Consider the following 26970-nt stretch of genomic DNA (forward strand, 5'->3'; position numbering starts at 1 on the left):
GCCGGGCCGCGTGCGCCCACTTCTTTCAGACCTTGTCTTACGCCTTGACGTATCTGGTACGGACCTTTAGGTTCACCGGTCACCACCGTCGCGCACAGCACCACCCCAACCCCCCACACCCCTGGGAGAGTTCCGTGCCCGAGACAGCTCGCAGACTTCGAACGTCCTCCTCCGGCCGAGGCCGGCCACGACCGCTGCTCGCCGCCTTCCTCCTCGCGGTCACCTGCTCCGGCGCCACCGTCGCCCTGCCCCACGCCGCGCAGGGCGCCGAAGCGGCTGCACTGCCCACCGGTTGGGCCACCGTCGTCAACAAGGCCAGCGGCAAGTGCGTCGACGCCCGCGCCGCCGGGACCGCCGACGGCACCGCCGTCCAGCAGTACGCCTGCAACGGCACCCAGGCCCAGCAGTGGCAGTTCCAGGACGCGGGATCCGGGGACGTACGGGTAGGCAACCGGGGCGACGCGGCCAAGGTCTGGGACGTCACCGGCGTCTCCGCCGCCGACGGGGCGCTGGTGCAGTTGTGGACGTACGGCGGCGGCGCCAACCAGCGGTGGCAGGCCGTCGCCGAACCCGACGGCGCCTTCCGCTTCGTCAACCGCCACAGCGGCAAGTGCCTCGACGTGCCGGCCGCCTCGACGGCGGACGGCGTGCAGCTCCAGCAGTACACCTGCAACGGCTCCGCGGCTCAGTCGTTCCACGTCGCTCCGGTCGACGCGCCGCGACCGCCGGGCACACCGGACCTGGGCCCCAACGTCACCGTGTTCGACCCCTCGACGCCGGCCGCCACCATCCAGAGCAGCCTCGACGCGGCCTTCGCGCAGCAGGAGACCAACCAGTTCGGCAGCGCCCGCAAGGCCTTCCTGTTCAAGCCCGGCACCTACACGGCGGACGCCAACGTCGGCTTCTACACCCAGGTCGCCGGTCTCGGTCTCTCCCCCGACGACGTGACGATCCGGGGCTCGGTGCACGCGGAGGCGGACTGGTTCCAGGGCAACGCCACGCAGAACTTCTGGCGGGCGGCGGAGAACCTGTCGGTGACGCCCACGTCCGGCACCGACCGCTGGGCGGTGTCGCAGGCCGCTCCGTACCGGCGCATGCATCTGCGCGGCAATCTCCAGCTGGACGACGGCGGCTGGTCCAGCGGCGGCTATCTGGCCGACTCCAAGGTCGACGGCCAGGTCCGCTCGGGCTCCCAGCAGCAGTGGCTGACCCGCAACTCGCAGCTCGGCAGCTGGACGGGCTCGAACTGGAACATGGTCTTCGTCGGCAGTCAGGGCGTACCCGCGACCAGCTTCCCCAGTCCGCCGTACACGACCGTGGCGCAGAGCCCGGTGACCCGTGAGAAGCCGTTCCTGTACGTCGACTCCGCCGGCGCCTGGAAAGTGTTCGTGCCCGCCCTGCGCACCAACTCCTCGGGCGTGGCCTGGGCTTCGGGCACACCGGCGGGTTCCTCGCTGCCGCTGTCGGACTTCTTCGTCGTCAAGCCGGGCGCCACGGCCGCGCAGATGAACGAGGCGCTCGCCGCCGGCAAGCACCTGCTGGTCACCCCCGGGGTGTACCACCTGAACCAGACGCTCAGGGTGACCCGCCCCGGCACGGTCGTCCTCGGCCTCGGCCTGGCGACACTGATCCCCGACAACGGCATCACCGCGATGACGGTCACCGACGTGGACGGCGTCAAGCTGGCCGGACTGCTCTTCGACGCCGGCACCACCAACTCGGCCCAGCTGCTGGAGATGGGCCCGAGCGGCTCGTCCGCCGACCACGGCGCCGACCCCAGCTCACTGCACGACGTGTTCCTGCGCGTCGGCGGCCCCGCCGTCGGCAAGGCCACCACGAGCCTGACGATCAACAGCGACGACGTCATCGGCGACCACCTGTGGATCTGGCGCGCCGACCACGGCGACGGCGTCGGCTGGACCGTCAACACGGCGGACACCGGGCTGGTCGTCAACGGCGACGACGTCACGATGTACGGGCTGTTCGTCGAGCACTACCAGAAGCACCAGACCGTCTGGAACGGCAACGGCGGCCGCACGTACTTCTACCAGAACGAGATGCCGTACGACCCGCCGAACCAGGCGGCCTGGATGAACGGCTCCACACAGGGGTACGCCGCCTACAAGGTCGCAAACTCCGTCACCAGCCACCAGGCCTACGGGCTCGGCAGCTACTGCTACTTCAACGTCAACCCGAGCGTGACGGCCGAGCGCGCCATCGAGGCCCCGAACCACCCGAACGTCCGCTTCCGCAGCATGGTGACCGTGTCCCTGGGCGGTACGGGCACCATCCGGCACGTCGTCAACGACCGGGGCGGCCCGTCCAACTCCGCGACGAACGTGGCCAACCTGGTCAGTCATCCCTGAGGGCGGTGAGCCGGGCGGGCTCGCCGCCCGGCTCACGCGCTGGGTGGCCGCGGTCAGGACCGCGTGGCCGGCGTGTTGGCGGCGGTGACGCCCACGGCGGCCCAGGACCGGTTCACCGCCTTGTACTCCGTGCTGCCGGACCCGTACAGGTCCTTGGCCGCCTTCAGCGTCGCCACGCGCGCGTCGTGGAAGTCGGTGCTGGAGACCATGTAACGGGTCAGTGCCCGGTAGTAGACCGCCGTGGCCTTGGCGCGTCCGATGCCCTTGACCGGCCGGCCGTCGTGGGTCGGCGAGTCGTAGGTGACAGCGCCGATCCTCTTTCGGCCGCTGCCTTCGGCGAGCAGGTAGTACGCGTGCGAGGAGACGCCGGAGCCGGCGTGCACCTCGGCGTGGCGTACCGCCGGTGACCAGTAGTCGACGGCGCCTTCGAGCCGATCGAGGGAGGGACGGTCCAGGCGGCGCAGGAACTTCTGGGCCAGGCCCAGCTTCTCGCCCACCAGGTAGTTGGGCGGGTTCTTCGGGTTGTCGGCCGAGAACTCGACGGCCGAGCCGAAGATGTCCGCGAGGGACTCGTTCAGTGCGCCCGGCTCGCCGTACTGGTTGCCGTCCTCGTCGACGTACGTCGGCTCGAGACGGGCGGTCGCGTCGACGACGCCGTGGGTCAGCTCGTGGCCGGTGACGTCCAGGACGACGAGGGGCTTGGTGAACATCCGCCCGTCGCCGTCACCGTAGAGCATGCAGGCGCAGGCGGGGTCCCAGAAGGCGTTGGCGACCTTCTTGCCGAAGTGGACCATCGCGCGGGCGCCCTTGCCGTTGTTCTCGACGCCCTTGCGGCCGAAGGTCTTCCTGTAGAAGTCCAGGGTCTTGGTGATGCCGTACTGGGCGTCGACGGCGGCGCTGACGCGGCTGGAGACGGCGCCGTTGCCCCACTTGTTGGTGGTGGACGTGAACTTCCTGCCCCGGGCGAAGTTGCCCGGCTCCAGGTTCTTGGCGTCCCGTGTCTCGGTGCCCCAGCGGTTCGGGTCCTTCAGGACGTAGCTGGTGCGGGCCGTCCGGGTGGTGGTGAGCGGGACCTTGCCGGCGAACAGGGAGCTGCCGGTGCCGGTCGCGGGCGCCGGGTAACGGGCGCCCGCGGCCGGGGTGGCGGTGAGCCCGGTGGGCCGCGGGGCGGTGCCGGTGGCGGGGTCGAGCCGCTCGCCGCGCTCGCGCAGGGTGTCGAGGAGCCCGGGTGACAGGAAGCCGTCGCTGTCGGGCGTGTTGCTGCGCACCTTTCCGGTGCGGGCGTCGACGACGACCGTCCGCGAACCGCCGGCCTCGGCCGTGGCGCTGCCGCTCACCCGCACCCGGTAGGCCACGGCGGAAGCCCCACCGCGGGCGTCGACGACCGGTTGGGCGTCGCCGGCGGTCCCCCCGGCGACGGCGGAGGCACGCTGTTCGGCCTGGCGGGCCGTCAGGCGGGCCCGGACCGTGGTGGGCCGGACGGTGTGGTCGGCGGCGCGGGTGACGCCCGCGTACGCCAGCCGCTTCGTGAGGTGGACGACGAGGTCGCCGCCGAGCACGGGCATGCCCCGCTGGGCCCGTACGAACCGGACGTGGCGTGCGCCCTCCGGGTCGATCATCACGTCCTGGGCCCGCAGGTCGTCCTCTGGGCTGACCCCGGTGGCCGAGGCGTGGGCGAAGGCGGCGGCGCGGGCCGCGTCCACGACGGAGTCGGCGGAGGAGGGGGCCCTACCGCGGTCCGCCCTCATGGCCGGATCCGCCACGGCCGTTCCCGCCAGGCCCGTGGCGGCCGTCGTCACGGCGACGGCGACGGCCAAGCTGCGTATGTGTGCTCTGCGCACTGCTGGGAGGTCCTTCGTTCGCAGGCGGCCGGATCCCCAACCGCCGTCTTGCGTAGCGCTGTTGGGCGCCACAGGGGCTGGTCGGGCCCCGAAGGAAGACCCTGGTAGATACGACATGTCCATGTAAAGCCGACATGCTCGCTTTATGCGCATCTGACGGCGATACTGCGCGCATCCGCACCGCTCGCGGACCGGAGACCGGAGACCGGAGACCGGCCAACGGCGCGTCGGCTGTGGAGATGTGACGGGATGCGAGCAGGTTGCCTCGCGCGTGTGTGATCGATCTCGCATCAGAGCACGAGCAGAAACGGGAGAAGAGCCGGATGGTCTCAGCAGCAACGGTGCGCGGGAGCACGGCGGCAGTGGCAGCGGCGGTCACACTGTCGCTCCTGGCGGTCCCCGCGCAGGCCGTGCCCCACGTACCTGTCCCCAAGAGATCCGGTGCGGGGTGGGCCGGTGCGGCGCCGGCGCCCGATCTGACGGGCCTTCGGAGCGTGTTGCGTACGGCCCGGTCGCAGGGCGCGCCGGGGGCGCTGGCCCGGATCGACGATCACGGCACGGTCCTGAAGACGGTCACCGGTGTCGCCGACCGGAGGACCGGGCGGGCCCTGCGCACCACCGACCGCTTCCGCATCGGCAGCGTCACCAAGACCTTCTCCGCCGTGGTGCTGCTGCAACTGGCCGACGAGGGCAAGCTGAACCTGGACGCCTCGGTGAACCGCCATCTGCCCGGCCTCCTGCCGGACGACCGCATCACCGTACGTCACGTGCTGAGCCACCGCAGCGGCCTGTACGACTACACGAACGCCATGTTCTCCCGTACGGTTCCCGGCTTCGAGGCGGTCCGCAGCAAGGTCTTCACCCTGCGCCACCTGGTGGGCCGCTCCCTGAAGCACCCCAGGACCACCCCGCCCGGCGGCGTCTACTCGTACTCGAACACCAACTTCGTCGTCGCCGGGATGCTCATCAGGAAACTGACCGGGAATTCGCTGGCGACCGAGTACCGGAACCGGATCATCGCGCCGCTGCAGCTGACCGACACCTTCTACGTGCATCCCCGCACCACGATCCCCGGCCGCCACACCCGCGGCTACCTCACCCCGGACGCGGCCGGCGCCGCCCTGGTCGACGCCACCGAGCAGACGGTGTCCTGGGCGCAGAGCGCGGGGGCGGTCATCTCCAGCGCACGCGACCTGAACACCTTCCTGACGGCACTGCTCGGCGGCCGGCTGACCTCCGCCGAGGGTCTGGAGCAGATGCGCCGGTGGGTGCCCGCGGGCACCGGCCAGGCGTACGGGCTCGGGCTGCGACGGCGCGACCTGTCCTGCGGGGTGTCGGTGTACGGGCACACCGGCGCCGTGCAGGGCTACTACACCTACGCGTTCGCGTCGAAGGACGGGCGGCGCAGCCTCACCGCGCTCGCCAACACCTCCAACAACGCCAGGGTGATGACCACCATGCTGCGCACCCTGGACTCCGCGTTCTGCGGCAAGCGGACGACGACGTGGCGCGACGCCACGCCGGGTGCGCACGTGCCCACGTCGGAGGACGCCGAGCGGTACGCGGACGCTGCTCCGGGGAGCGCCCGGGACTGACCGGGCCGCCGGGCGGGGAACCCTCACGTCGCGGTGCGCGTTGCCCGGACATCACCCATCGGTCCGGCATGACGACGACGGCTGCGTCGACGGTCACGACTACAGCAGGGCGGCGCGATGAGCGAGTTGGTCCCCGGAGGCAATCTGCCCCTTCCGGGCGGCGTCGTGACCGTCCGGGTGCCCGGCCCCTTCGACGTGTCCGCGCTCGTCACGGACGACGGCGGCAAGGTCCGGGACGACGGCGACTTCGTGTTCTACAACCAGCCGGACGCCCCGGGTGCCCGGCTGCGGGGCGACACGCTGACCGTCGACCCACCGCGGTTGCGCGCCGGCGCCACCCGGGTCACGGTGGCCGTCAGCCCCGCCGAGCCCGGCACCCCCCTCGGCCGCCTGCCCTCCCCCGTGCTCCAGGTGGCCGACGCCGGCGGCCGCGTCGTCGCCCGGTTCGCCCCGCCTCGCCCCCGCCAGGAAGCAGTCCTGCTGCTCGCGGAGATCTACCGGCGCGGCGACCGCTGGAAGCTGCGCGCCCTGGGACAGGGGTACGCCGAGGGGCTGGCGGCCCTCGCACGGGACTTCGGCGTGGAGATCCTGGACGCCGAGCCCGCGGCTCAGGCACCGCCGACCACCCCGGGGCGACGGCCAGTGCAGGCACCCCCGACCAGCGCGGCACCGGCGACCGCCCCGATACCGCCAACCAGTGCGGTACGACCCACCGGACCGCCCCCGCCGGCCAGCCCGGCACTGCCCACCGCCCCGCCACCGCCGACCGTCCCCGACGACTTCCTCGGTCCGGTCAACGCGGCCCGGCAAACGGTCGGTTCACCGCCGATCGCTCTCGACGTCCGCCTGGTTGCCGCCGCCCGGGAGCATGCCGCCGCGCTGGCCGCCGCCGGGCGCCTCGGCGTCGAGAGCCGGGACGGGGTCTCCGTGTACCAGCGGGTGATCGCCGCCGGGTTCCCGTATCTCACGGTCGGCGAGCACCTGGTCTCCGGCCCGCGCACGCCCGCCGAGTTCGTCGCCCACTGCCTGCGCACCGAGGCCCCGAGCCGCACCCTGCGCGAACCGGCCTTCACCCACGCCGGTCTGGCGTGCGCCCGCGGCGGCCCCTCCGGCGACATGTACTGGGTGGCGCTGTGGGCCAGGCCTCTCACGCCGGAGGGCCTGGCCGGCGCGGCCGTCCGTGTCGTCGAGCTGACCAACCGGGAACGCGCGAGGGCCGGACTGCGCCCGCTGGCCCCTGACCCGCGTCTCACCACGGCCGCGCAGGCGCACAGCGCGGACATGGTGGCGCGCGACTTCTACTCCCACACCTCCCCCGACGGCCACCGCCCCTGGGACCGGGCCGCCGCCGCCGGCTTCACCCGGCGTTCGATCGGCGAGAACATCGCCTGCGGCCAGCGCTCCCCCGCCGATGTGGTGGAGGGCTGGATGAACAGCCCGGGTCACCGTGTCAACATCCTCAAGCCGGACTTCACCCACATCGGGATCGGTTTCGCCGGCGGCGGCCGGGCGGGCACGTACTGGACGCAGCTGTTCGGCGGCTGACCGCGCACCGACGGCGCCCCCGCGCAGCGCCGGGGTGTCACCCGTCCGCGAGCTAGGCGGAAGCGATCCGTCCGGGTGAGGATGCCCGTATGAAGGGTGACCTCTTTTCCAGTGAGCACATGGTGCAGCCCGCCACAGCGCCGGGCATGACGATCGAGAACGCCAAGTGCATCCGGTACGCGGTGAACGGCGAGATGCTGGCCCGGCAGGGCGCGATGGTCGCCTACCGCGGCAACCTCCAGTTCGAGCGCAAAGGCCAGGGTGTCGGCGGCATGCTCAAACGCGCGGTCACCGGGGAGGGACTGCCGCTGATGGCGGTGCGCGGGCAGGGCGAGGCCTGGTTCGCGCACGAGGCGCAGAACGTCTTCGTCGTCGAGGTCGACCCGGGCGACGAGTTCACCGTCAACGGCCGCAACGTGCTGTGCTTCGACGCCTCGCTGTCGTACCGCATCGCGACCGTGAAGGGCGCCGGCATCACCGGCGGCGGCCTGTTCAACAGCGTCTTCACCGGCCACGGCCGGCTCGGCCTGGTGTGCGAGGGCAATCCCCTGGTCATCCCGGTCTCACCGCAGTACCCGGTGTATGTCGACACCGACGCGGTGGTCGGCTGGACCGCGGGCCTGGCGACCTCGCTGCACCGCTCGCAGTCCCTCGGTTCGATGCTGCGCGGCGGCTCCGGCGAGGCGGTGCAGCTGATGCTGCAGGGCCAGGGCTACGTCGTCGTACGGCCGAGCGAGGCGACCCCGCAGAAGGTGCAGCAGCACTGATACGCCGTCAGGTGATCTACGCCTCACAGGCAACCCGGTCCGCTCCGCCGACGTCTTGACCGACGACAGACGACGCCCTGGCCCCTGGGCCAGGGTTGATCCCCGACGCTCTATACGCACTCTGTATACACACGGTGTATACAGAGTATCGACGTGGACCGAAAGGCATCGATGTACGGCAAGGCATTCGCCCCCGAGTACCAGGGCGCCCTCACCACCCTGTCCGTCAACTCCTCCCTGACCGAGGTGCTGGCCGCCGGAACCGAGCAGCTGAGGGCGGCCGAGCGCGCCGGCCGGCCCGCCGAGGCGGCGCGCTCGGGACTCGCGGTGGCCGAGGCGCACCGCCGCCTGGGACGCGTCGAGGAAGCGGACCGGGCGTGGAAGGCGAGTTACCGCGCGGCCCGCGAGGCCGGGGACGTCGCGGCGATGGCCTGGGCGCTGTGGAGCGGCGGCACCCTCGCCCGGCAGCGCGGCGCCTTCGCCCTGGCCCGGCGGCTGCTGCAGCTCGCGGCCGACCTCGGGGAGCGCGGCGGGGACATCGTCGTGCGCGGCTACTCGCTCGCCGGGCTGGCCGAGACCGGCCGGATCCAGGGCGACTACGAGGCCGTCGGACGGCTGCACGAACGGTTGCTGGCCGAGGCCCGGCGGCGCGGCGAGGCGCGGCACACGGTGTGGGCGCTGGAGGGCATCGCGCAGATGCACCGCAACACGGGCGCCTACGACACCGCCTACGCCCTCTTCGAGGAGGCGGCCGGGATCGCCGCGCGGGCCGACGACCGGCGCGGGCACGCCTGGGCGCTGCGCGGACTCGCCGACGTGATCTCGGTACGGGACGGCGACACCGAGCGGGCGCTGGCCATGCTGTCGGAGGCGGAGGCGACATGCCGCGCGATGAAGCTGTCCAGCGCGCTGGCCTACAACCACAAGATGCGCGGCAACGTTCTCTACCGCGCAGGGCGTTACGCCGAGGCCCGTGACCTGTACGAGCAGGCGCTGGCGGAGTTCCGCGCCATGCGGGAGCCGCGCGGGGAGGCGCTGGCGCGGCTCGGGCTGGCCAAGTCACTGGCGAAGCTGGGCCGCGACCGGGAGGAGACGGCCACGGAGCTGGCCGACCTTGCCCGGACGTTGGACCGGATCGGACTCAGGCACGCGCGGGAGATGGTGGCGCGCGCCCAGGAGGAGTTCGGCACACCGGCCGGCGCGGCGGAGACGGAGGCCGTACGGTGACGGCGCTTCCCTCCGCCGCACCGGTCCACGCGCCCGAAGTCCTGGACCGGTGCCGCACGTTGGTGCGGCCCGCGCTGGCCGAGGCCGTCGGGCGGCTGCATCCCTGGGTCGGGGAGATGGCCGCGTACTCCTTCGGCTGGTGCGAGGTGGGCGGCGCGCCCGCCGACGCCTCGGGCGGCAAGGGCGTACGGCAGGCGCTGGCCGTACTCGGCGCCGAGGCGGCCGGTGCGCCCCGGCGCGCCGGGGTGGCCGCGGCCGTCGCGGTGGAGCTGGTGCACGCCTTCTCCCTGCTGCACGACGACATCATGGACGGCGACGCGGCCCGGCGCCGCCGCCCCACCGTGTGGAAGGCGTACGGCACCGGCCCGGCGGTCCTCGCGGGGGACGCGCTGTTCGCGCTGGCCGTAGAGACGCTCGCCGCTCAGCCGGGCGGCGCGGCGGCCGTGCGGACGCTGTCCGTGGCGCTGGGCGACCTGGTGCGCGGGCAGGCCGACGACCTGCTGTTCGCCGCACGCCCCTGGACGGGTCCGCAGCGGGTGCGTCCCGCGGAGTACCGGGCCATGGCCGAGCACAAGACGGGCGCCCTGCTGGGCTGCGCGGCGGCGCTGGGCGCCGTGCTCGGCGGCGTGGCCCCCGAGACGGCCGCCGCGCTGGACCGGGCCGGCCGGCACCTCGGGATCGCCTTCCAGATCGTCGACGACGTGCTGGGGATCTGGGGCGATCCCACGGTCACCGGCAAGCCCGTGCACGGCGATCTGCGGGAGCGGAAGAAGACGTTCCCCGTGCTGGTCGCGCTCGACTCCCCCAAGGCCGGGCAGGTCGCCGCCCTCCTGGAGACCGATGTCGAGGCGGCCGCCGCGCTGATCGAGGAGGCGGGCGGCCGGTCGGCCGCACTGGCCGAGGCACGGCGTCACCTCAGCGCCGTGGAGGCGGCACTGTCGGGCGTACCCCTCGACGCGGGCGCGGCCGGCGAACTGCGGGCGCTGCTCGGCTTCCTGGTACGCCGGGATCTCTGAGTCGGGCATCACGGTCGACCGGTCCCGCACCGGATCAGGGGGTGACCCGTCCCCGGCCGGGATCACGGTCGACCCGCCCCGGACCGGATCACGGTTGACCCGTCCCTGACCGGCGCGCAAGGGTTCGGTACGGCGCGCACCACGACCGACGCGCCGGAGAGGGGACTGCCGTGATCGGCATCCGTGAGATCCAGGACGCGGCCGGGCGGATCGCCGGGCACGTCGTGCGCACCCCCACCGTGCCGAGCACGGGACTGTCGGCCCTGCTCGGCGTCCCGGTCACCGCGAAGCTGGAACTGTTGCAGCGCACCGGCTCGTTCAAGGCGCGCGGGGCGACGGCGAAGCTGCTGTCGCTGAGCGAGGCCGAGCGGGCGGCCGGGGTCGTGGCGGTCAGCGGCGGCAACCACGGGATCGCCCTCGCGGTCATGGCCGCCGCCCTCCACGTGAAGGCCACGGTGGTCATGCCGCGCTCGGCACCCGCCCGTGCCGTCGAGATCGCGGAGGCCGCCGGTGCGTCGGTCCGGCTGACGGACGACATGCCGGGCGCCTTCTCCCTGGTGACGCGGCTTCAGCAGGAGGGGCTGACCCTGGTGCATCCCTTCGACGACCCGGTGGTGATCGCGGGGCAGGGCACCGTGGGGCTGGAGTTCGCCGAGGACGCCGGGGAGCTGACCGACGTGCTCGTCAGCATCGGGGGCGGCGGGCTGATCGCCGGTGTCGCGGCGGCGCTGCGGGCCCGCCGCCCCGACGTACGGCTCTGGGGCGTGGAGACCGAGGGCGCCCAGGCCATGTCCGAGGCGCTGGCGGCGGGCGGACCGGTGCCGGTCGAGCTGTCGTCGATCGTGTCGACGCTCAGCGCCCCGTCCGTGTCGCGACTGACGTACGACCATGTCTCGGCGCTGGTCACCGAGGTGCTCGTGGTGCCGGACCGGGAGGCCGTGCGAGGTTCGCTCGACCTCGCCGACCACGCCAAGGTGTGGACGGAGCCGGCCGCCGGGTGCCTGCTGCCCGCCGCCCGTCAGGTCCTTCAGCGGGTCGGTGACGGCGCGCGGCTCGGGCTGGTGGTGTGCGGGGGCAACGCGACCACCGGCGAAATGATCGCCTGGGCGGCTCGGTTCGGGCTGCGCTGAGAGGGCCGGACAGCGCTCGGGATTCCGGGGCCGAATTCCCGCCGGGAAGGGCGATTTCCGCGTGGTGGCCATCTTCTCTTTACCCGTGGTTACCGCCAGGTCGGCCAAGGGGCATTGGTTTCCGTAGCTGCCCGGGAATCAGAATTCCCTGCGGCCCCGTACGACCGCGCCGCCCGAGGTGGGGCCCGGTCCCGTCCGTCATGGCTCTTTTCCCTCGCACACACGCCCGCTTTTTCTTGAACAAAAGACAAGAAGGTGCGGAGTTCCAAGGTCGTTGAACGCACCCCGCCCCGCTTCCCGTACCCCTGGGAAAGGTGAGAGCCACGGGTTCAGCGAGGGATGACCATGGGCAGGCCGCACGTCTCCACACACCAGTTGGTCGCCGGACGGTACCGGTTGCTCGACATCATCCATCGCGAGACCAACCGCATCTGCTGGTACGGGGAGGACATCGGGATCGGCGAGACGTCCCGCCCGTGCCTCGTCACACAGATCGGGCTGCCGCAGGACCCGCACGAGACCGAGCGCCGGGCCCGGGCGCGCGTCATCCGCACGTTTGAGACGATGGCGCTGCTGTGCCCCGGGCGGATCGCGCCGGTGATCGACGCCGTCGAGGAGGCGGGTGTGCTGTGGACCGTCACCGAGTGGGTCGACGGCACACCGCTCGGCGAACTCCTCACCGAGCAGGGCACGTTCACCTACGTGCGGGCCGCGCGCATCGGTCTGGAGCTGCTCGACGTGCTGGAGGCCGCGCACGCCGAGGGCATCACGCACGGCGAGCTCAGCCCGGGCCAGGTGTTCGTGCGCGAGGGGGGTTCCGTCGTCGTCACGGGCTACGGGCTCGCCGGCGCGACCCTCGCGCCCCGGCTCACGGCACCGTCGTACGCCTCTCCGGAGCAGGCCCGCGACGAGCGCGTCGGGCCAGCCGCCGACCTGTGGGCGCTGGGCGCGATCCTCTACACGATGGTCGAGGGGCGCCCGCCCTTCCGTGACCGGGGCCGGCCCGAGACCACGCTGAAGGGGGTGGACCGGCTGCCGCTGCGCACGCCGGTGCGCGCCGGGCCGTTGACCAAGGTGGTGCAGGGGCTGCTGCGCAAGGACTCGCGGGAGCGGCTGACGCGCCCGGTGGTCCGTGAGGCCCTGACCCGCGCGGTGAGCGAGGAACCCGAGGCCGCCCTGGGCGCGGTGCCCGTTCCCCGCCTGCGCGGCACCTACGCCGCCGCCCGCGTCGCGGGCCGGGAGTGGAGCAGGCGGACGATGGTCGCCGGAACCGCCCTGGCCGTCGTCACCGTGGCGGTGGCCGTGCTCGCCGTGACGCACGGACTGCCCGGCACCGGCACCTCCGCCGCCGACGCGCCGTCCCGTCCGCCGGCCTCCGCCACGGACGACGGCACAGGCGGGGGTCCGGGCGGTGGTACGACCGCGCCGTCCCGGGAGGCCACGCCGACGCGGTCGCCCTCCGCCCCGCCCACGGCGTCGTCCCCGGCCCAGCCCTCCGCGTCGGCGCCGGCCGACGCCCTGCCGCCGGGGTTCGACCGCTACCGGGCACCAGAGGGCTTCTCCGTCGCGCTGCCCGAGGGCTGGAAGCGGCTGGACAACTCGCGCCAGGCCGACCTGGCGTACCGCGTCGTCTTCGGCGCCGAGGGCGACCACCGCACGCTCGCGGTCACCTACAGCGAGCGCGTCGGCCCGGACCCCGTGGCCGTCTGGCGCGACGACGTCGAACCGACCCTGGAGCGGACCGGGGGCTACCGGCGGATCGGCGAGATCCGGGCGACGACCCACCAGGGGCGTGAGGCCGCCGACATGGAGTGGTACGCCGAGGTCGACGGTGATCGCCTACGCACCTTCGGGCGCGGTTTCCTGCTCGGCGGCGGGCGGGGGTTCTCGCTGCGCTGGACGACACCCGCCGCCGAGTGGGAGGACAAGGCGAACCAGGAGGCGCTGAGCACCTTTCTGCGCACCTTCCGCCCAGGCGCAGACTGAGGCGCGGCCCGCGCTGGTCGTGCGGCGAGCCTTCGTGCTGCGGCCGTGCGCGTCGGCGCGCCGTGAACGTCCGGTCCGTCAGCAAGCAGGTGACGGGACGGGCGATCGAGCCGTTTCCGTCACCGGCCGGCCGGGGACCCGGCGACCATGGTGCGAATCGGATACACGATGATGACCGAGCAGGCCGGTCCTCGTGAGCTCGTCGACCACGTGGTGCGGGCCGAGGAGGCGGGCTTCGACTTCTCGGTGACCTCGGACCACTACTTCCCGTGGCTGCGCTCGCAGGGTCACTCGCCGTACGCGTGGAGTGTGCTGGGCGCGGCCGCCCAGGCCACGTCGCGCATCCCGTTGATGACGTACGTGACGTGTCCGACGTTCCGCTACCACCCGGCGGTGGTGGCGCAGAAGGCGGCGACCCTGCAGCTGCTGTCCGAGGGCCGCTTCCGGCTGGGGCTGGGCTCGGGCGAGAACCTCAACGAGCACGTGGTGGGCGGCGGCTGGCCGTCCGTGGACGTGCGGCACGAGATGCTCGAGGAGGCGGTGGAGATCATCCGCGCCCTGTTCGAGGGCGGTCATGTCAACCACCGCGGCACGCACTTCGACGTGGAGTCGGCCCGGCTGTGGGACCTGCCGGACGAGCCTCCGCCCATCGGCATCGCCGTCTCCGGCGAGCAGTCCTGCGAGCTCGCGGGCCGGCTCGCCGACCTGGTGATCGCCACGGAGCCCAAGGCCGGGTTGCTGGAGGCGTTCGACCGGCACGGCGGCGAGGGCAAGCCGCGGGTGGGCCAGCTGCCGGTGTGCTACGACCCCGACCGGGACACGGCGGTCAAGCGCGCCCACTCCCAGTTCCGCTGGTTCGGCAACGGCTGGAAGGTCAACTCCGAGCTGCCCCACCCGGACGCCTTCGAGTCGGCCACCCAGTTCGTCACGCCTGACGACGTCGCGGAGTCGATCCCGTGCGGCGACGACCCGGAGGCCTTCGTCGAGGCCGTTCGTCCGTACGCCGAGGCCGGGTTCACCGAGATCGCCCTCGTCCACATCGGCGGGGAGTCGCAGCCGGCGTACCTGGACTGGTCCGAGAAGACGCTGCTCCCGGCCCTGCGGGACGCCTTCGGCTGAGCTCCGGCCTCGTCGCACGGGACCGATCCCGGGCTGCGCGTGCGTCGACTCGTTGCGCGGGGGAATCACCCGGAGGGCTGAGCATCATGTGCGGAACGGGGGTACTAGAGGGCGATACGTCGGTTCCCTGCGGAGGCCCTCTCGTGAACTCCTTTGTGCACAAGACCATGGTCGTGCAGCTTCAGGCGGGCGTCACGGACCGCTTTCCGGTGCTCGCCCACCTGAGCTACGACGCGGCGGACCCGTTCGCCGTCACCGTCGTCTTCAGCCATGACGGCCGGGTGCTCGCCCGGTGGCAGCTGGACCGGGAGATGCTCGCGGACGGCCTGACCCGTCCGGTCGGGATCGGGGACGTGCGGATGCGCCCTGAGTCGCGCGGCTCGTGGGAGGAACTGCGCATGGAGTTCCTGGGTGACGCCCACCCCGACGGCGGCCGTCACCACGCCGTGGTGTTCGCGTGGACCGCCACACTCGCGGCCTTCCTGCGCGAGACCTACGAGGTGGTCGCGCCGGGGCGCGAGGAGGTCCGGGTCGACGAGTTCCTGTCGGACGTCATCGCCGGGGGCTGAAACGTTCGGCCCGGGGCGTCGGGGCCGAGGCGTCGCGGACCGAGACGTCGCGGCTGAGACCTTGGGGCGTTGCGTCGCGGCGGTGGCGTCGGGGCCGGAGCACGGGCGAGCTGAGTAGCCGTACTCATGCGGACGGCGCCGCCCCGCCGCCACGATGGGCTCCACCGAGAGGAGCCCGCATGTCCGCCGCGTCCACCGCCCGGGAGCCCGCCCCCTCCCGCCCTGCGCCTCGCCGTCCCCTGCCCGTACTGCTCGCCTGGGCCGTGCCGGCGGTGCTCGTCCTGTCGGCCTGGGGCCCGCACGACGGTCTGACATGGTTCCTGGAGACGGTGTGGGTCATCGTCGGGCTGCCGCTCGTCGTCCTGGTGTGGCGGCGCTTCCCACTGACGGACCTGCTGTGCTGCCTGCTGGCCGCCCACGCGGTCGTGCTGATGGTGGGCGGCCACTACACGTACGCCGAGGTGCCGCTCGGTGACTGGGTGCGCGACACCCTCGGCCTGGACCGCAATCCCTACGACCGGTTCGGGCACCTCATGCAGGGCTTCGTCCCGGCCGTCCTGGTACGGGAGCTGCTGGTGCGCACCTCGCCGTTGCGTGGCAGCCGCTGGCTGGCGCCGCTGACGGCCTGCGCGTGCCTGGCCTTCAGCGCGGTGTTCGAGATGCTCGAGTGGGCGGCGGCCGTGGCCGGCGGGCACGCGGCGGACGCCTTCCTCGCCACCCAGGGCGACGTGTGGGACACGCAGTGGGACATGTTCTGCGCGCTGATCGGCGCGAGCGCCTCCCTGTTGCTGCTCGGCCGGCTCCACGACCGTCAGCTGGCCGCGCTCGGCGTCAGCGCGTCGTGTGACGGTGGCGCAGCCACAGCGGGAACCCGAACCAGCACAGCAGGTACCACGCGACCACGGCGGTGACCAGCCACGGCACGGAGCCGTCGTCGGTGGCCACCCGGAGGATCAGCAGCAGCGAGGCGGTGGTGGTGGCCAGCAGCAGCACCAGCCCGAGCAGCGTCAGCCGGGACGCCCACTGCACCGCCTGCGGTTTCACGCGCCGCCCGGAGACCAGGCGGTGCAGCGACACCGGCGCGATCAGGGCGCCGGTCGCGGAGGCGCCCAGGATGACCGTCGCGAGGTAGATGGCCTGGTCCGTGCCGGACAGATCGTCGTACTTCGGCGTGAAGACGACGGTGAGCAGGAAGCCGAACAGGATCTGCACGCCCATCTGGGCCACGCGGACCTCCTGGATGAGCTCCTGCCACATCCGGTCCGCTCTCTCCTCCTCGGTCTCGTTGCGCCCTCGGCGCCTGCCCCCGCCTTCGGCTGTGTCCGACACCGTGCCCTCCCGGTTCGACCGACCCGCGTTCTTCTTCCCCAGTGGGTTCCCCGTCTGCGGCCGTCCTCCCGGGCCGGCCCGGTTTGAGCGGTCGGCGGCCGGTTACACGGACCGCAGTCATGCCCAGGTTGGAGGAGGTCGTGGGACGTATGTCCGGTACGCAGCTGACCGTGACGCTCAGCGGTGGAGGGGTCGACGACGCACGCGCGGTCGTGCGGGCCCTGGAGGGAGTGTTCGGGGCGCCGGACGAGTTCCCCGCCGACGAGAACGCGACGGTCCACACCGCGACCTTCGACGCCACCGCGGCCGGGTCCGGCCAGGAGGGGGCGGCTCGGCTGTCCGCGCCCGTGACCGTCACCGTCCAGGGCACCCCGGAGGCCGTGCAGCGGGCGAGCGACACCCTCGCCCACTCCTTCACGGCGCAGGACCAGGGCGCCGCCTCCGGCGACCAGGAGCAGGAGAGGCAGCTGCGCCTGGTGCCGTGACCCACGGTGTGCACCAGTGGGATCCCAGCCGGGTCTACCAGCGGGATTCGACCTGGTCCCTGATGCGGCGGTCGTACAGGTCGCGGATCGCGGCGAGCGTCTCGTCGGACAGCTCCGGCAGCCGGGCGGCGGCCGCGTTGGCGCGCGCCTGCTCGGGCGAGCGGGCTCCCGGGATCACGGTGGTGACGCCGGGCTGCTGGATGATCCAGCGCAGCGCCAGCTGGGCGGGGGTGTATCCCTCGGGGGCGAGCCCGGCGAACTCGACGGCCGCCTCGACCCCGGTCTCGTAGTCGACACCGGAGAAGGTCTCGCCCACGTCGAAGGACTCGCCGTGCCGGTTGTAGGTGCGGTGGTCGTCCTCCGGGAAGACGGTGTCCTTGGTGTACTTGCCCGACAGCAGGCCGGAGGCGAGCGGAACGCGGGCGATGATGCCGACGCCGGCCTCGCGCGCGGCGGGGAGCACCTCACGCAGCGGCTTCATGCGGAACGGGTTGAGGATGATCTGCACGCTGGCCACGTTCGGCCGGGCGATCGCGGTCAGCGCCTCCTGGCAGGTCTCGACGCTGACGCCGTACGCGGCGATGCGCTCCTCCTCGACCAGGGTGTCGAGCGCGTCGAACACCTCGTCCGTGGAGTAGACGGGCGTCGGCGGGCAGTGCAGCTGCACCAGGTCGACGCGGTCGACACCGAGGTTGCGGCGGGAACGGTCGTTCCAGGCGCGGAAGTTGTCCAGTACGTAGTTCTCGGGGATCTGGTCGACCCGGCGGCCCATCTTCGTCGCGACGAGCACGTGCAGATCGGGCCTGCCGCTGAGGAACGCGGCGATGGTCTGCTCGCTGCGTCCGTCGCCGTACACGTCGGCGGTGTCGAAGAAGGTCACGCCCGCCTCGGCCGCCGCCTCCAGTACCGCCAGGGCCTCCTTGTCGTCGACGTCTCCCCAGTCGGCCCCCAGCTGCCACGTACCGAGACCGACGACGGATGCGTGCTGGCCCGACCTGTCGAAAGTGCGCTCGTCCATGGCGTCAGTCTGTCACCCGTCACCGGCGGGCACGGCACCGGTCGCTCCGGCCGGCCGCCCGCGGCCGGCTCACTTCTGGGACAGGCGTCCGCGGGCCTGGACCGCGAGGTCAGTCCTCGGGGGTCAGTGTCCGGGCGTGCGCGGTGCGGGCCAGCTTCGGTCCCAGCCAGCGTTTGAGGCGGCGCAGGGAGTCCAGCCGTCCGGCCGCCCGGTCCAGTCGGTAGTACAGCTGGGGCGGGACGTGGGGCAGCAGGGGCGAGTGGCGCTGGCCGAGCAGGGCGAACATCCGCTCCGGGGGCAGGTGAATGTAGCGCGGCAGGTTCTCGTACCACTGGGCGCTGTAGCGGGCCGCGCTCCGCACGGGCAGGAGGGCCGCGCGGCGTTCGCGCTCGTAGTGGGCGAGGGCCTGCGGGAGTGCGGAGTGCGCGCGCAGTGCGCCGGCCAGGGCGATGGCGTCCTCCAGGGCGAGCGTGGTGCCCGCCCCGATGGAGTAGTGCGTGGTGTGGGCGGCGTCGCCGATCAGCACCAGGTTGTCGCGGTGCCAGGTGCGGTTGGTCAGGGTGCGGAAGGTCAGCCAGGGGGCTCCGCCGGAGCCGCCGATGAGGGGGTGGCCGTCCAGGACGCCGGCGAACAGCTTCTCCAGCAGGGCCAGTCCGTCGGCCTGGCTCGCACGGTCGAACCCGAGTCCCGTCCAGGTCCGCGGTGAGCACTCGACGACGCAGGTGCTGCGGTCGTCGGCGTAGCCGTAGCCGTAGCACCAGATCCAGCCGTGCTCGGTCTCCACGAAGGCGAAGGTGAAGGCGTCGAAGACCTTGCTGGTGCCGAGCCAGACGTACCGGTTGCGGCCGGGTGTGAGGCGAGTGCCGAAATGGTCGGCGTGGCGGCTGCGCAGCGCACTGTGCACACCGTCGGCGGCCACCACCAGGTCGGCGTCGGCGGGCAGGGTCTCGGCGGTGATCTCGTGCTCGAAGTCCAGCCGGACGCCGAGCGCGCGGGCCCGTGCGGCGAGGATCTCCAGCAGGCGGTGGCGGCCGATGCCGTGCCCCTGGTCGCCGCTGTGCCGGGTCGTCAGGTCCCGTACGTGGGCGACACCGTCGGTCCACCGCACGGAGTTCTCGTCGAGGGCGCGCGCCGTCTCCGGGTCGTGCTCCTGGAGCCGGTCGAGCAGAGCGCGCCAGTACGTGACGCCCCAGCCGTAGGTCGAGCCCTCGGGGTTGCGTTCGTGGACGGTGATGTCGTGGGAGGGGTCCTGCAGCTTCAGCAGGATCGAGAGGTAGAGGCCGGCGGGCCCGCCACCGACGCAGGCGACCTTCACGCGCACTCCGACAGTTACTCATTGCTTCGACGTGATGACGCAGGGTAGCAGTAGGTACCGACTCGGGTCGGACCTCTTGATCGCGCCATCTTCGCGGCGTGAGGCACCCCACTCGGGAGGGGGAACGTCGCCAAAGATCACTCGAGACAGCGCTTTCCTCGCAAGGAATTTCCCGTTCCGCATACCCCCGAACTCGACCCCGAGCAAGATCATCTTGGTTCAACCTTGCACCACATAGGGGGAATTGCCCGGATCTCGGCCAACCGGCCCGAGGCGATTTCTCCCGTTCCCGGCCGGGCCGGTAGGCATGCGGGATCACCAGCCGAACGAACCCAGGGGGTCCCTGTGCCCGAACTCAGCCGTCGCCGCGCGCTCACCGCCGCGGCCGCCGTCGCGGTGGCCGCCGGCGCCCACAGCGCCGCCGCTCCCTCCGCCTCCGCCCACGGCAGTCGCCACCACGACGGCTCACCCGAGGCCTTCGACGAGGTCTACCGGGGTCGCCGGATACAGGGCCGGCCGGTCACCGGCGGCGGCCATCACCACCACGGCCCGGGATACGCCGTGTTCGTCGACGGGGTGGAACTGCATGTGATGCGCAACGCCGACGGCAGCTGGATCAGCGTCGTCAGCCACTACGACCCGGTGCCCACCCCGCGCGCCGCCGCCCGCGCCGCGGTGGACGAGCTGCGGGGCGCCCCGCTCCTGCCGTTCCCCGCCAACTGACCGCCCCGCCCCCGCAAGACACCGGGAGTATCCGCACATGACCGTCCGCAAGAACCAGGCCGCCCTGACCGCCGACGAGAAGCGGCGCTTCGTCGCCGCGGTCCTGGAGCTCAAGCGCAGCGGCCGCTACGACGAGTTCGTCACCACGCACAACGCCTTCATCGTCGCCGACACCGACACCGGCGAGCGGACGGGCCACCGTTCACCGTCCTTCCTGCCCTGGCACCGCAGATTCCTGCTCGACTTCGAACGGGCGCTGCAGCAGGTGGACGCGGCGGTGGCGCTGCCGTACTGGGACTGGAGCACCGACCGTTCGGTGCGCTCCTCGCTGTGGGCGCCGGACTTCCTCGGCGGCACCGGGCGCAGCCGGGACGGGCAGGTGACGGACGGTCCGTTCGCCGCGTCCACCGGGAACTGGCCGATCACGGTCCGGGTCGACGGCCGTACGTTCCTGCGGCGCTCGCTCGGCGCAGGGGGGCGTCAGCTGCCGACGCCGGCCGATGTCGAGTCCGTGCTGTCGATATCGACGTACGACACGGCACCCTGGAACAGCGCCTCGGACGGTTTCCGCAACCATCTGGAGGGCTGGCGCGGGGTCAATCTGCACAACCGCGTCCACGTCTGGGTCGGCGGGCAGATGGCCACCGGGGTCTCCCCCAACGACCCGGTGTTCTGGCTGCACCACGCCTACATCGACAAACTGTGGGCCGACTGGCAGCGCCGGCACCCCGGCTCCGGCTACCTTCCGGCGGGCGGCACGCGCGACGTGGTGGACCTGAACGAGACGATGAAGCCGTGGAACGACGTACGCCCGGCCGACCTGCTGGACCACACGGCGTTCTACACCTTCGACGCCTGACCGGCGGGCCCCGGGCGCCCGGTCAGGCGCTCTCGGCCGCCGTACGGCACTCCGGGTGTCCCCAGCCCGTCGCGTTCTTGGCGATGGGCTCACCGGCCGCGTAGGAGCGGCCGCACTGGCAGCGGCCGGGGAACTTGGCCTTGATGGTGCGGGAGGAGCCGCCGCGCTGCCGGGAGGTGGGGGCGCGGCGGCGCGACGCCTTCGCCGGCGGTGCGTCCGGGGAGGGCGGCGGCTGCGGGGAGCCGAGGGCGCTGCCCGCCGCCTGCTGCACGGTGGCGGCCTGGCTGGCGGCACGGTCGGCGAAGTCGTTGAGCGGGTCGCCGTCGACCTGGTGGGCGGGGACGTAGCGGAACTCGACGGTGCGGCCGGTGAGCAGTTCGTCGATGCGCACCACGAGGTCCTGGTTGGCGACCGGCTTGCCCGCGGCCGTCCTCCAGCCGTTGCGCTTCCAGCCGGGCAGCCAGGTGGTGACGGCCTTCATGGCGTACTGGGAGTCCATGCGGATCTCCAGCGGCACGTCCGGGTCGGTCGCCGACAGCAGCCGCTCCAGCGCGGTGAGTTCGGCGACGTTGTTGGTGGCCCTGCCCAGCGGCCCGGCCTCCCAGCGGTCCGGGGTCTCCGTCTCGTCGGCGACCACCCAGGCCCAGCCCGCCGGGCCGGGGTTTCCCTTCGAAGCCCCGTCGCACGCGGCCACAACACGTTCACGCATGGGCACGATCATGCCATGGGCGGACGGGGCACCGGCTCACGGAGGCGGGTCAGGAGACGTCCGTCATCCCCGGCATCTCGCCCTCGGTCCTGGTGGTGTCGATCACCGAGAAGTTGGCGCCCTGCGGGTCGGTGAGCGCGGCGAACCGCCCGAACGGGGTGTCCATCGGGCCGAACTGCAGCGTCCCGCCGAGCTTGGTGGCCTTGGAGACCGCCTCGTCGCAGTCGGCGACGCCGAAGTAGACGTTGATGTAGGGCGGCATCTCGGGCGGGAAGTCGTCCGTCATGGTCATCCGGCCGAGGGCGGGTCGTTCACCGAGGTTGTACACGCGGAAGTCCGTCGCGTCGTCCTGCATCTGCTGGACCCGGTAGCCGAAGACGGCCGGGAAGAACGCGTCGGACTTCTCCGGCTCGCGGGTGAAGACCTCGGCCCAGCAGAAGGCGCCCGGTGCGCCCATCTCCGCCTGGAAACCCTCGTGGGTGCCCGCCTGCCACAGGCCGAAGAGCACGCCACCGGGGTCGCGGGCCAGGCACATGGTGCCGAAGTCGCCGACCCGCATCGGCTCCATCACCACCTCGCCGCCCCTCTCGCGGATGCGGGCCGCCGTGGCCGCGGCGTCCTCGGCGGCGAAGTACAGGCACCACTGGGACCTGCCCTCCTGGCCGGGCATGGGCGGGACGACGGCGGCCGCCGCCTTGCCGTCGGCGTAGGCCTCGGTGTAGTCGCCGTACTCCGTCGCGGCCTCGTTGAAGGTCCAGCCGAGGACATCGCCGTAGAAGGTCTTGGCTCCTTCGAGGTCGGTGAACATCGCGTCGGCCCAGCAAGGGGCTCCCTCAGGTTGGACGGCCATGATCGCGCCCCCTCCGGAATCGGGTGGTTGGTCCGTTCCCTCACGCTAGTCATCCGGACGGCGGCTCGCGCGCCGAACGGCCCCGGCCGGCCGCAGACTGGAAACGCGGGGCCGGTCTGCGTCGGGACGGGGAGCGCCATGCCGGACGGAACGATGCGCGCGTGGTCGGTGGTGCGGCCGGGGCCGGTCGAGGAGGGGTCCCTGCGGTGGACCGAGAAGCCGGTGCCGGTGCCCGGGGACGACGAGTTGCTGGTACGGGTGCGCGCCTGCGGGGTGTGCCGTACGGACCTGCACGTCACCGAGGGCGACCTGCCGGTGCGCCGGGTGGGGGTGACGCCCGGGCACGAGGTCGTCGGCGTGGTGGCGGGGGCCGGGGCGGCGGCGAGCGGTTTCTCCGCCGGTGACCGGGTCGGGGTGGCCTGGCTGCGGCGCACCGACGGCAGCTGCGCCTACTGCGCGCGCGGCAGCGAGAACCTGTGCCCGTCGTCGCGGTACACGGGCTGGGACGCCGACGGCGGTTACGCCGAGTACACGACCGTACCGGCGTCGTTCGCCCACCGGCTCCCCCGCGGGGTGGACGACGTCGCCCTCGCGCCGCTGATGTGCGCGGGCATCATCGGGTACCGCGCGCTCAGGCGGGCGGCGCTGCCGCCGGGCGGACGGCTCGGGCTGTACGGGTTCGGGGGCAGCGCCCATCTGTGTGCGCAGATCGCGCTGGCCGAGGGCGCGACCGTGCACGTCATGACGCGGGCCGCCCCCGCGCGGCGGCTGGCGCTGGAGCTGGGGGCGGCCTCCGCGCAGGACGCGTACGCGCTGCCACCGGAGCCGCTGGACAGCGCGATCCTGTTCGCCCCGGCGGGCGAACTGGTCCCGGTCGCGCTGCGCGCCCTCGACCGGGGCGGCACCCTGGCGATCGCGGGGATCCACCTGAGCGACATCCCGCCGCTGCACTACGAGAGCGAGCTGTTCTACGAGAAGCAGGTGCGCAGCGTCACCTCCAGCACCCGCGAGGACGGCCGCGCGTTCCTGGCCCTCGCCGCCCGGCACGGCGTCCACGCCACCACACGTCCGTATCCCCTGTCGCGGGCCGCACAGGCCCTGGCCGATCTCAAGGCGGGAGGCTTGGAGGGGGGGACGGTGCTGGTGAACGACAACGCCTTCTGACGCGTCGTCAAGACACCTGTGGACAGGAGTAGATGGCCGACGCGTGCCTTCCCCCCGGGGGCGGTCTGTGCTTGCCTGGGGAGCCGTTTCGGTGGCCGGGCGGGAGTTGCCGTATGCGCAAGCCGTGGGTCGTGGGACTGGTGCTGGCCGGTGTGCTGCTCGGCGCGTGCGCGGACCCCTCGTCCGCCCCCGAGGAGCCGCCGCCCGCCTCGCCGAGCGCGTCGGCGACCAGGCACCAGCGGCCCGCCGTCTCCCCGAGCGCGAGCGCCGCGCCCGTCGAGGCGCCCACCGTGCTGTACCTCGGGGACTCGCTCGCGATGGAGAACCAGAAGGTGCTCGGGCGGGAGCTGCGCAAGCAGTTGGGCGCGAGGTACACGAGCGCCCCGTACTCGGGGACCACCCTGTGCGACTACCTGGAGGGCACGGCGAAGCGGTCGCTGGTCCCGGCCGGGGACAAGGCGGCCGCGCTGGTGCGGTCGCTGCGGCCGGACGTCGTCGTCCTCCAGTTCTGGGGCAACGCCTGGGGTTACACACCGTGCATGGACGGCATCACGTACGACGCCTCCCGCGCGAAGTACCTCGCACGGTACGAGGCCGACGCGCGCAGGCTCACCGACCAGATCACCGGGGCCGGCGGGCCCCGGCCCCCGAGGATCGTGTGGGTGCTGCAGGGCCCGGACCCCATCACCCCCGACCGGGTCCGGCGCGTGAACGCCCTGTACCGGAGGCAGGCGGCCGCCTCGGGGGGTGTCGTCGCCGACGCCGGCAAGGCGGTGAGCCCGGCCTCGGCCCGCTACACGTGGACGCAGTACCTGCCCTGCACCCGCTACGAGCGGGCCCATCCCGACTACTGCACCCAGCCGGGCCGCGACCGTACGGCGCTGCACCGCGACGACGACTATCTGCACTTCTGCCTGGCTCCCACGACGTCCACGCCGAAACCCTGCCCGGTACGCTCCCCCGGCATCCTGCGCATCGCGCGGGAGATCACCGAAGCCGTTCGGCGGGCGGTGCGTTGACCGCGCGGTGCGGCCGACGGGAGCCCTTGGCGCAGCTCGCCGGGAGGGCGGCCCCGCGCCGTGGACGCCTCACTCGCCCGCGTACGCCCTCTCCAGCTCCGCGATGTCGAGCCTGCCCATCGACAGCATGGCCTCGGTGGCGCGGGCCGCCTTGTCCTGGTCGGTGTCGCTGACCATCTCGATCAGCCGCTTCGGGACCACCTGCCAGGACACCCCGTACTTGTCCTTGAGCCAGCCGCAGGGGCCGGGCTCGCCGCCGCCCTCGGTGAGCTTGGTCCAGTAATAGTCGACCTCCTCCTGGTCGTCGCACTCGATCTGGAAGGAGATCGCCTCGGTGAACTTGAACTCGGGACCGCCGTTCAGCGCGACGAACCGCTGGCCGTTGGCCACGAATTCGACGGTGACGACCGTGCCGGCGGGGCCCGGGCCGGCCTCGGTGTAGCGGACGGTCCGGCCGATGCGGGAGTTCTTGAAGATCGAGACGTAGTGGTGCGCGGCCTCCTCGGCCTGGCCGTCGAACCAGAGGCACGTGGTGAATCCGTCGGTGGTCATGAGGTCCTCCTGGGGCGGTGAACACGGTCACCTGTATCGACCGGCGCCGGCCGGAAAACTCATCGGTCCGACGGTGGGCGACCCGGGCGGGGGCGGGTACCTCCGTACGGCCGCCTGAGGACACGTCACCAGTATCGCGGCCACGACGACGTTCTCGCCCGCCGACCACGGCATCCGTCCCCTCCGCCTCGGCATCCCGCGGAGCGACCTCGACGACCTCCACGACCGTCTCGACCGCACCCGCCGGCCCGACGAGCTGCCGGGCGCTGGGTGGGCGTACGGCGTGCCGCTGGAGTACCTGCGGGAACTCGTGCGGTACTGGCGGCACGACGACGACCGGCGGGCCGCCCAGGCCGGCTGAACGAGTGGCCGCATGCACCTGAACGCTCTGCCCTCGGCGAATCTGCCGCGGGCGTAGAAATCCCCCGACTGACGTGTCATCGGCCGACAGTGGGGACCGCGGCGACATCCGCCGCGTGACGACGAGCGACGTCAAGCAACGACCAGGAGCGCCTATGTCTCCATTCACCGCCGGTTCGGCCCCGGCTCCGCTGCCCCGGGCGGAGGAGGGCGACACCCCTCCGACGCGGTTCGACGACCACCTGGCCGCCCAGTTGCTCGCCCAGCGGATCGTGCTGCTGGGCACCCAGGTCGACGAGGTCTCCGCGAACCGTGTCTGCGCCCAGCTGCTGATCCTGTCCGCGGAGGACCCGCGTACCGACATCAGCCTGGTCATCAACTCCCCCGGCGGCTCGGTCCACGCGGGCCTGGCCGTCTACGACACGATGCGGCTCATCCCGAACGACGTCTCCACGCTCGCCCTGGGTTTCGCCGCCAGCATGGGACAGTTCCTGCTCAGCGTGGGCACCCGCGGCAAGCGCTACGCCCTGCCGAACGCGCGGATCATGATGCACCAGCCGTCGGGCGGGATCGGCGGCACCACCGCCGACATCGAGATCCAGGCGCAGAACCTGGAGTTCACCAAGCGGACCATCGAGCGGATCACCGCCGAGCACACCGGCCAGAGCCCTGAGACCATCTCCCGGGACGGCGACCGGGACCGCTGGTTCACGGCCGAGGAGGCCAGGGAGTACGGCATGGTGGATTGGATCGTGGAGTCGCTCGACGACATCCGCCCGGCCGCGACCCGACGCAGGATGGGACTGCAGTGATGGGCAGCTACACGATTCCGAACGTCATCGAGCGCACCCCGCGGGGAGAGCGGTCCTTCGACGTGTTCAGCCTGCTGCTGAACGAGCGGATCATCTTCCTCGGCACGGAGATCGACGACGGCGTCGCCAACGTCGTCATCGCGCAGCTCCTGCATCTGGAATCGGCGGCACCGGAGAGCGAGATCGCGATCTACATCAACTCCCCCGGCGGCTCGTTCACTTCGCTGATGGCCGTCTACGACACGATGACGTTCGTGCAGGCGCCGATCTCGACGTTCTGCGTGGGTCAGGCGGCGTCCACGGCGGCCGTGCTGCTGGCCGGCGGGGACCCCGGGCGGCGGTTCGTGCTGGAGCACGCGCGCGTGCTGCTCGGGCAGCCGGCCAGCGGCGGACAGCGGGGCACGGCGTCCGATCTGTTCCTCCAGGCCAAGGAGATGGTGCGGATCCGCTCCCAGGTGGAGGAGGTGCTGGCGCGGCACACGCGCCACGACGTGGCGACGCTGCGCGCCGACATGGACCGCGACAAGGTGTTCACCGCGCCGGAGGCGGTGGCCTACGGCCTGGCCGACGAGGTCCTCAGCCGGCGCCTCGTGGGGATCTGAGGCGCCGGCCGG

At 72.5% G+C, this 26970-nt stretch carries 25 protein-coding genes and 1 pseudogene; 19 read left to right on the forward strand and 7 right to left on the reverse strand.

Going from position 1 to position 26970, the window contains the following annotated elements:
• Positions 1 to 134 precede the first annotated feature (134 nt).
• On the forward strand, positions 135 to 2366 hold the full coding sequence (locus tag ACFPZJ_RS04385) for an RICIN domain-containing protein (RefSeq protein ID WP_381017452.1): 2232 nt from the start codon (positions 135 to 137) through the stop codon (positions 2364 to 2366).
• Between the two features lie 53 nt (positions 2367 to 2419).
• Here the strand turns inward: ACFPZJ_RS04385 and ACFPZJ_RS04390 are convergent, their stop codons facing one another.
• The gene (locus ACFPZJ_RS04390) at positions 2420 to 4207 is read right to left on the reverse strand and encodes a M4 family metallopeptidase (protein ID WP_381017455.1); all 1788 of its coding nucleotides are present in this window, start codon (positions 4205 to 4207) and stop codon (positions 2420 to 2422) included.
• Positions 4208 to 4530: 323 nt separating this feature from the next.
• On the opposite strand from ACFPZJ_RS04390, the gene ACFPZJ_RS04395 reads away from it, so the two are divergent.
• The 10 genes from ACFPZJ_RS04395 to ACFPZJ_RS04440 all read left to right on the forward strand — a co-directional run bounded on the left by ACFPZJ_RS04395 (position 4531) and on the right by ACFPZJ_RS04440 (position 16072).
• Positions 4531 to 5802, forward strand: coding sequence for a serine hydrolase domain-containing protein (locus ACFPZJ_RS04395; RefSeq protein WP_381017457.1), 1272 nt, complete (start codon positions 4531 to 4533; stop codon positions 5800 to 5802).
• A 117-nt stretch (positions 5803 to 5919) separates the two neighbouring features.
• Entirely contained in the window at positions 5920 to 7347 is a 1428-nt protein-coding gene (locus ACFPZJ_RS04400; RefSeq protein ID WP_381017460.1) for a CAP domain-containing protein, read from the forward strand.
• A gap of 89 nt (positions 7348 to 7436) precedes the next feature.
• Positions 7437 to 8114 carry an AIM24 family protein gene (locus ACFPZJ_RS04405; protein ID WP_381017463.1) on the forward strand — a complete coding sequence of 226 codons (678 nt, stop codon included), beginning with the start codon at positions 7437 to 7439 and terminating at the stop codon, positions 8112 to 8114.
• Between the two features lie 171 nt (positions 8115 to 8285).
• On the forward strand, positions 8286 to 9341 hold the full coding sequence (locus tag ACFPZJ_RS04410; RefSeq protein ID WP_381018955.1) for a tetratricopeptide repeat protein: 1056 nt from the start codon (positions 8286 to 8288) through the stop codon (positions 9339 to 9341).
• The gene (locus tag ACFPZJ_RS04415) at positions 9338 to 10357 is read left to right on the forward strand and encodes a polyprenyl synthetase family protein (RefSeq protein WP_381017465.1); all 1020 of its coding nucleotides are present in this window, start codon (positions 9338 to 9340) and stop codon (positions 10355 to 10357) included. The genes ACFPZJ_RS04410 and ACFPZJ_RS04415 overlap by 4 nt, the downstream gene beginning before the upstream one ends.
• Before the next feature lie 170 nt (positions 10358 to 10527).
• Positions 10528 to 11487 carry a threonine/serine dehydratase gene (locus ACFPZJ_RS04420; RefSeq protein WP_381017468.1) on the forward strand — a complete coding sequence of 320 codons (960 nt, stop codon included), beginning with the start codon at positions 10528 to 10530 and terminating at the stop codon, positions 11485 to 11487.
• A gap of 345 nt (positions 11488 to 11832) precedes the next feature.
• Entirely contained in the window at positions 11833 to 13473 is a 1641-nt protein-coding gene (locus ACFPZJ_RS04425; RefSeq protein WP_381017470.1) for a serine/threonine-protein kinase, read from the forward strand.
• Between the two features lie 147 nt (positions 13474 to 13620).
• Positions 13621 to 14592, forward strand: coding sequence for an LLM class F420-dependent oxidoreductase (locus tag ACFPZJ_RS04430; protein WP_381017472.1), 972 nt, complete (start codon positions 13621 to 13623; stop codon positions 14590 to 14592).
• Positions 14593 to 14735: 143 nt separating this feature from the next.
• The gene (locus ACFPZJ_RS04435) at positions 14736 to 15161 is read left to right on the forward strand and encodes an SsgA family sporulation/cell division regulator (protein WP_381017475.1); all 426 of its coding nucleotides are present in this window, start codon (positions 14736 to 14738) and stop codon (positions 15159 to 15161) included.
• Between the two features lie 179 nt (positions 15162 to 15340).
• Complete coding sequence (locus tag ACFPZJ_RS04440; RefSeq protein ID WP_381017477.1) at positions 15341 to 16072, forward strand: DUF2238 domain-containing protein; 732 nt, start codon at positions 15341 to 15343, stop codon at positions 16070 to 16072.
• Here the strand turns inward: ACFPZJ_RS04440 and ACFPZJ_RS04445 are convergent.
• On the reverse strand, positions 15993 to 16490 hold the full coding sequence (locus ACFPZJ_RS04445) for a DUF6328 family protein (protein WP_381017479.1): 498 nt from the start codon (positions 16488 to 16490) through the stop codon (positions 15993 to 15995). The two genes, ACFPZJ_RS04440 and ACFPZJ_RS04445, sit on opposite strands and share 80 nt — an antisense overlap.
• Positions 16491 to 16639: 149 nt before the next feature.
• Between ACFPZJ_RS04445 and ACFPZJ_RS04450 the strand changes: the two genes are divergently transcribed.
• Positions 16640 to 16975, forward strand: a complete 336-nt coding sequence (locus tag ACFPZJ_RS04450; protein ID WP_381018957.1) for a hypothetical protein — start codon at positions 16640 to 16642, stop codon at positions 16973 to 16975.
• A 34-nt stretch (positions 16976 to 17009) separates the two neighbouring features.
• Here ACFPZJ_RS04450 and ACFPZJ_RS04455 read toward each other — a convergent pair whose 3' ends face one another.
• Both ACFPZJ_RS04455 and ACFPZJ_RS04460 read right to left on the reverse strand, forming a co-directional pair.
• Complete coding sequence (locus ACFPZJ_RS04455) at positions 17010 to 17993, reverse strand: aldo/keto reductase (RefSeq protein WP_381017482.1); 984 nt, start codon at positions 17991 to 17993, stop codon at positions 17010 to 17012.
• A 109-nt stretch (positions 17994 to 18102) separates the two neighbouring features.
• Positions 18103 to 19314, reverse strand: a complete 1212-nt coding sequence (locus tag ACFPZJ_RS04460; protein ID WP_381017485.1) for an FAD-dependent monooxygenase — start codon at positions 19312 to 19314, stop codon at positions 18103 to 18105.
• A 339-nt stretch (positions 19315 to 19653) separates the two neighbouring features.
• Here ACFPZJ_RS04460 and melC1 point away from each other — a divergent pair, with 339 nt between their 5' ends.
• Both melC1 and melC2 read left to right on the forward strand, forming a co-directional pair.
• Positions 19654 to 20031 (forward strand): apotyrosinase chaperone MelC1, encoded by a 378-nt coding sequence (gene melC1, locus ACFPZJ_RS04465; RefSeq protein WP_381017487.1) that lies wholly within the window; start codon positions 19654 to 19656, stop codon positions 20029 to 20031.
• A 37-nt stretch (positions 20032 to 20068) separates the two neighbouring features.
• On the forward strand, positions 20069 to 20890 hold the full coding sequence (gene melC2 / locus ACFPZJ_RS04470) for a tyrosinase MelC2 (protein WP_381017490.1): 822 nt from the start codon (positions 20069 to 20071) through the stop codon (positions 20888 to 20890).
• Between the two features lie 22 nt (positions 20891 to 20912).
• Here the strand turns inward: melC2 and ACFPZJ_RS04475 are convergent, their stop codons facing one another.
• Together ACFPZJ_RS04475 and ACFPZJ_RS04480 are read right to left on the reverse strand one after the other, a co-directional pair.
• The gene (locus ACFPZJ_RS04475; RefSeq protein ID WP_381017493.1) at positions 20913 to 21611 is read right to left on the reverse strand and encodes a ribonuclease H family protein; all 699 of its coding nucleotides are present in this window, start codon (positions 21609 to 21611) and stop codon (positions 20913 to 20915) included.
• Positions 21612 to 21648: 37 nt separating this feature from the next.
• Positions 21649 to 22449, reverse strand: coding sequence for a VOC family protein (locus ACFPZJ_RS04480; protein WP_381017496.1), 801 nt, complete (start codon positions 22447 to 22449; stop codon positions 21649 to 21651).
• Positions 22450 to 22602: 153 nt separating this feature from the next.
• Here ACFPZJ_RS04480 and ACFPZJ_RS04485 point away from each other — a divergent pair, with 153 nt between their 5' ends.
• Positions 22603 to 23613 (forward strand): zinc-binding alcohol dehydrogenase family protein, encoded by a 1011-nt coding sequence (locus ACFPZJ_RS04485; RefSeq protein WP_381018958.1) that lies wholly within the window; start codon positions 22603 to 22605, stop codon positions 23611 to 23613.
• Positions 23614 to 23726: 113 nt separating this feature from the next.
• Positions 23727 to 24632, forward strand: a complete 906-nt coding sequence (locus ACFPZJ_RS04490) for an SGNH/GDSL hydrolase family protein (RefSeq protein ID WP_381017499.1) — start codon at positions 23727 to 23729, stop codon at positions 24630 to 24632.
• 69 nt (positions 24633 to 24701) lie between these two features.
• Here the strand turns inward: ACFPZJ_RS04490 and ACFPZJ_RS04495 are convergent, their stop codons facing one another.
• Positions 24702 to 25184, reverse strand: coding sequence for a VOC family protein (locus tag ACFPZJ_RS04495; RefSeq protein WP_381017502.1), 483 nt, complete (start codon positions 25182 to 25184; stop codon positions 24702 to 24704).
• A gap of 133 nt (positions 25185 to 25317) precedes the next feature.
• On the opposite strand from ACFPZJ_RS04495, the pseudogene ACFPZJ_RS04500 reads away from it, so the two are divergent.
• From ACFPZJ_RS04500 to ACFPZJ_RS04510, 3 genes and pseudogenes are all read left to right on the forward strand, one after another.
• Positions 25318 to 25556, forward strand: a pseudogene (locus tag ACFPZJ_RS04500) (epoxide hydrolase N-terminal domain-containing protein); the annotation flags it as partial.
• A 143-nt stretch (positions 25557 to 25699) separates the two neighbouring features.
• Positions 25700 to 26356: an ATP-dependent Clp protease proteolytic subunit gene (locus tag ACFPZJ_RS04505; RefSeq protein WP_381017504.1), complete on the forward strand. Its 657-nt coding sequence runs from the start codon at positions 25700 to 25702 to the stop codon at positions 26354 to 26356.
• On the forward strand, positions 26356 to 26958 hold the full coding sequence (locus tag ACFPZJ_RS04510) for a ClpP family protease (RefSeq protein WP_381017507.1): 603 nt from the start codon (positions 26356 to 26358) through the stop codon (positions 26956 to 26958). Before ACFPZJ_RS04505 ends, ACFPZJ_RS04510 begins: the two co-directional genes overlap by 1 nt.
• The last annotated feature ends 12 nt before the right edge of the window (positions 26959 to 26970 follow it).

The organism is Streptomyces bullii (assembly GCF_042657145.1).
Taxonomy (GTDB): Bacteria; Actinomycetota; Actinomycetes; order Streptomycetales; family Streptomycetaceae; genus Streptomyces; species Streptomyces bullii.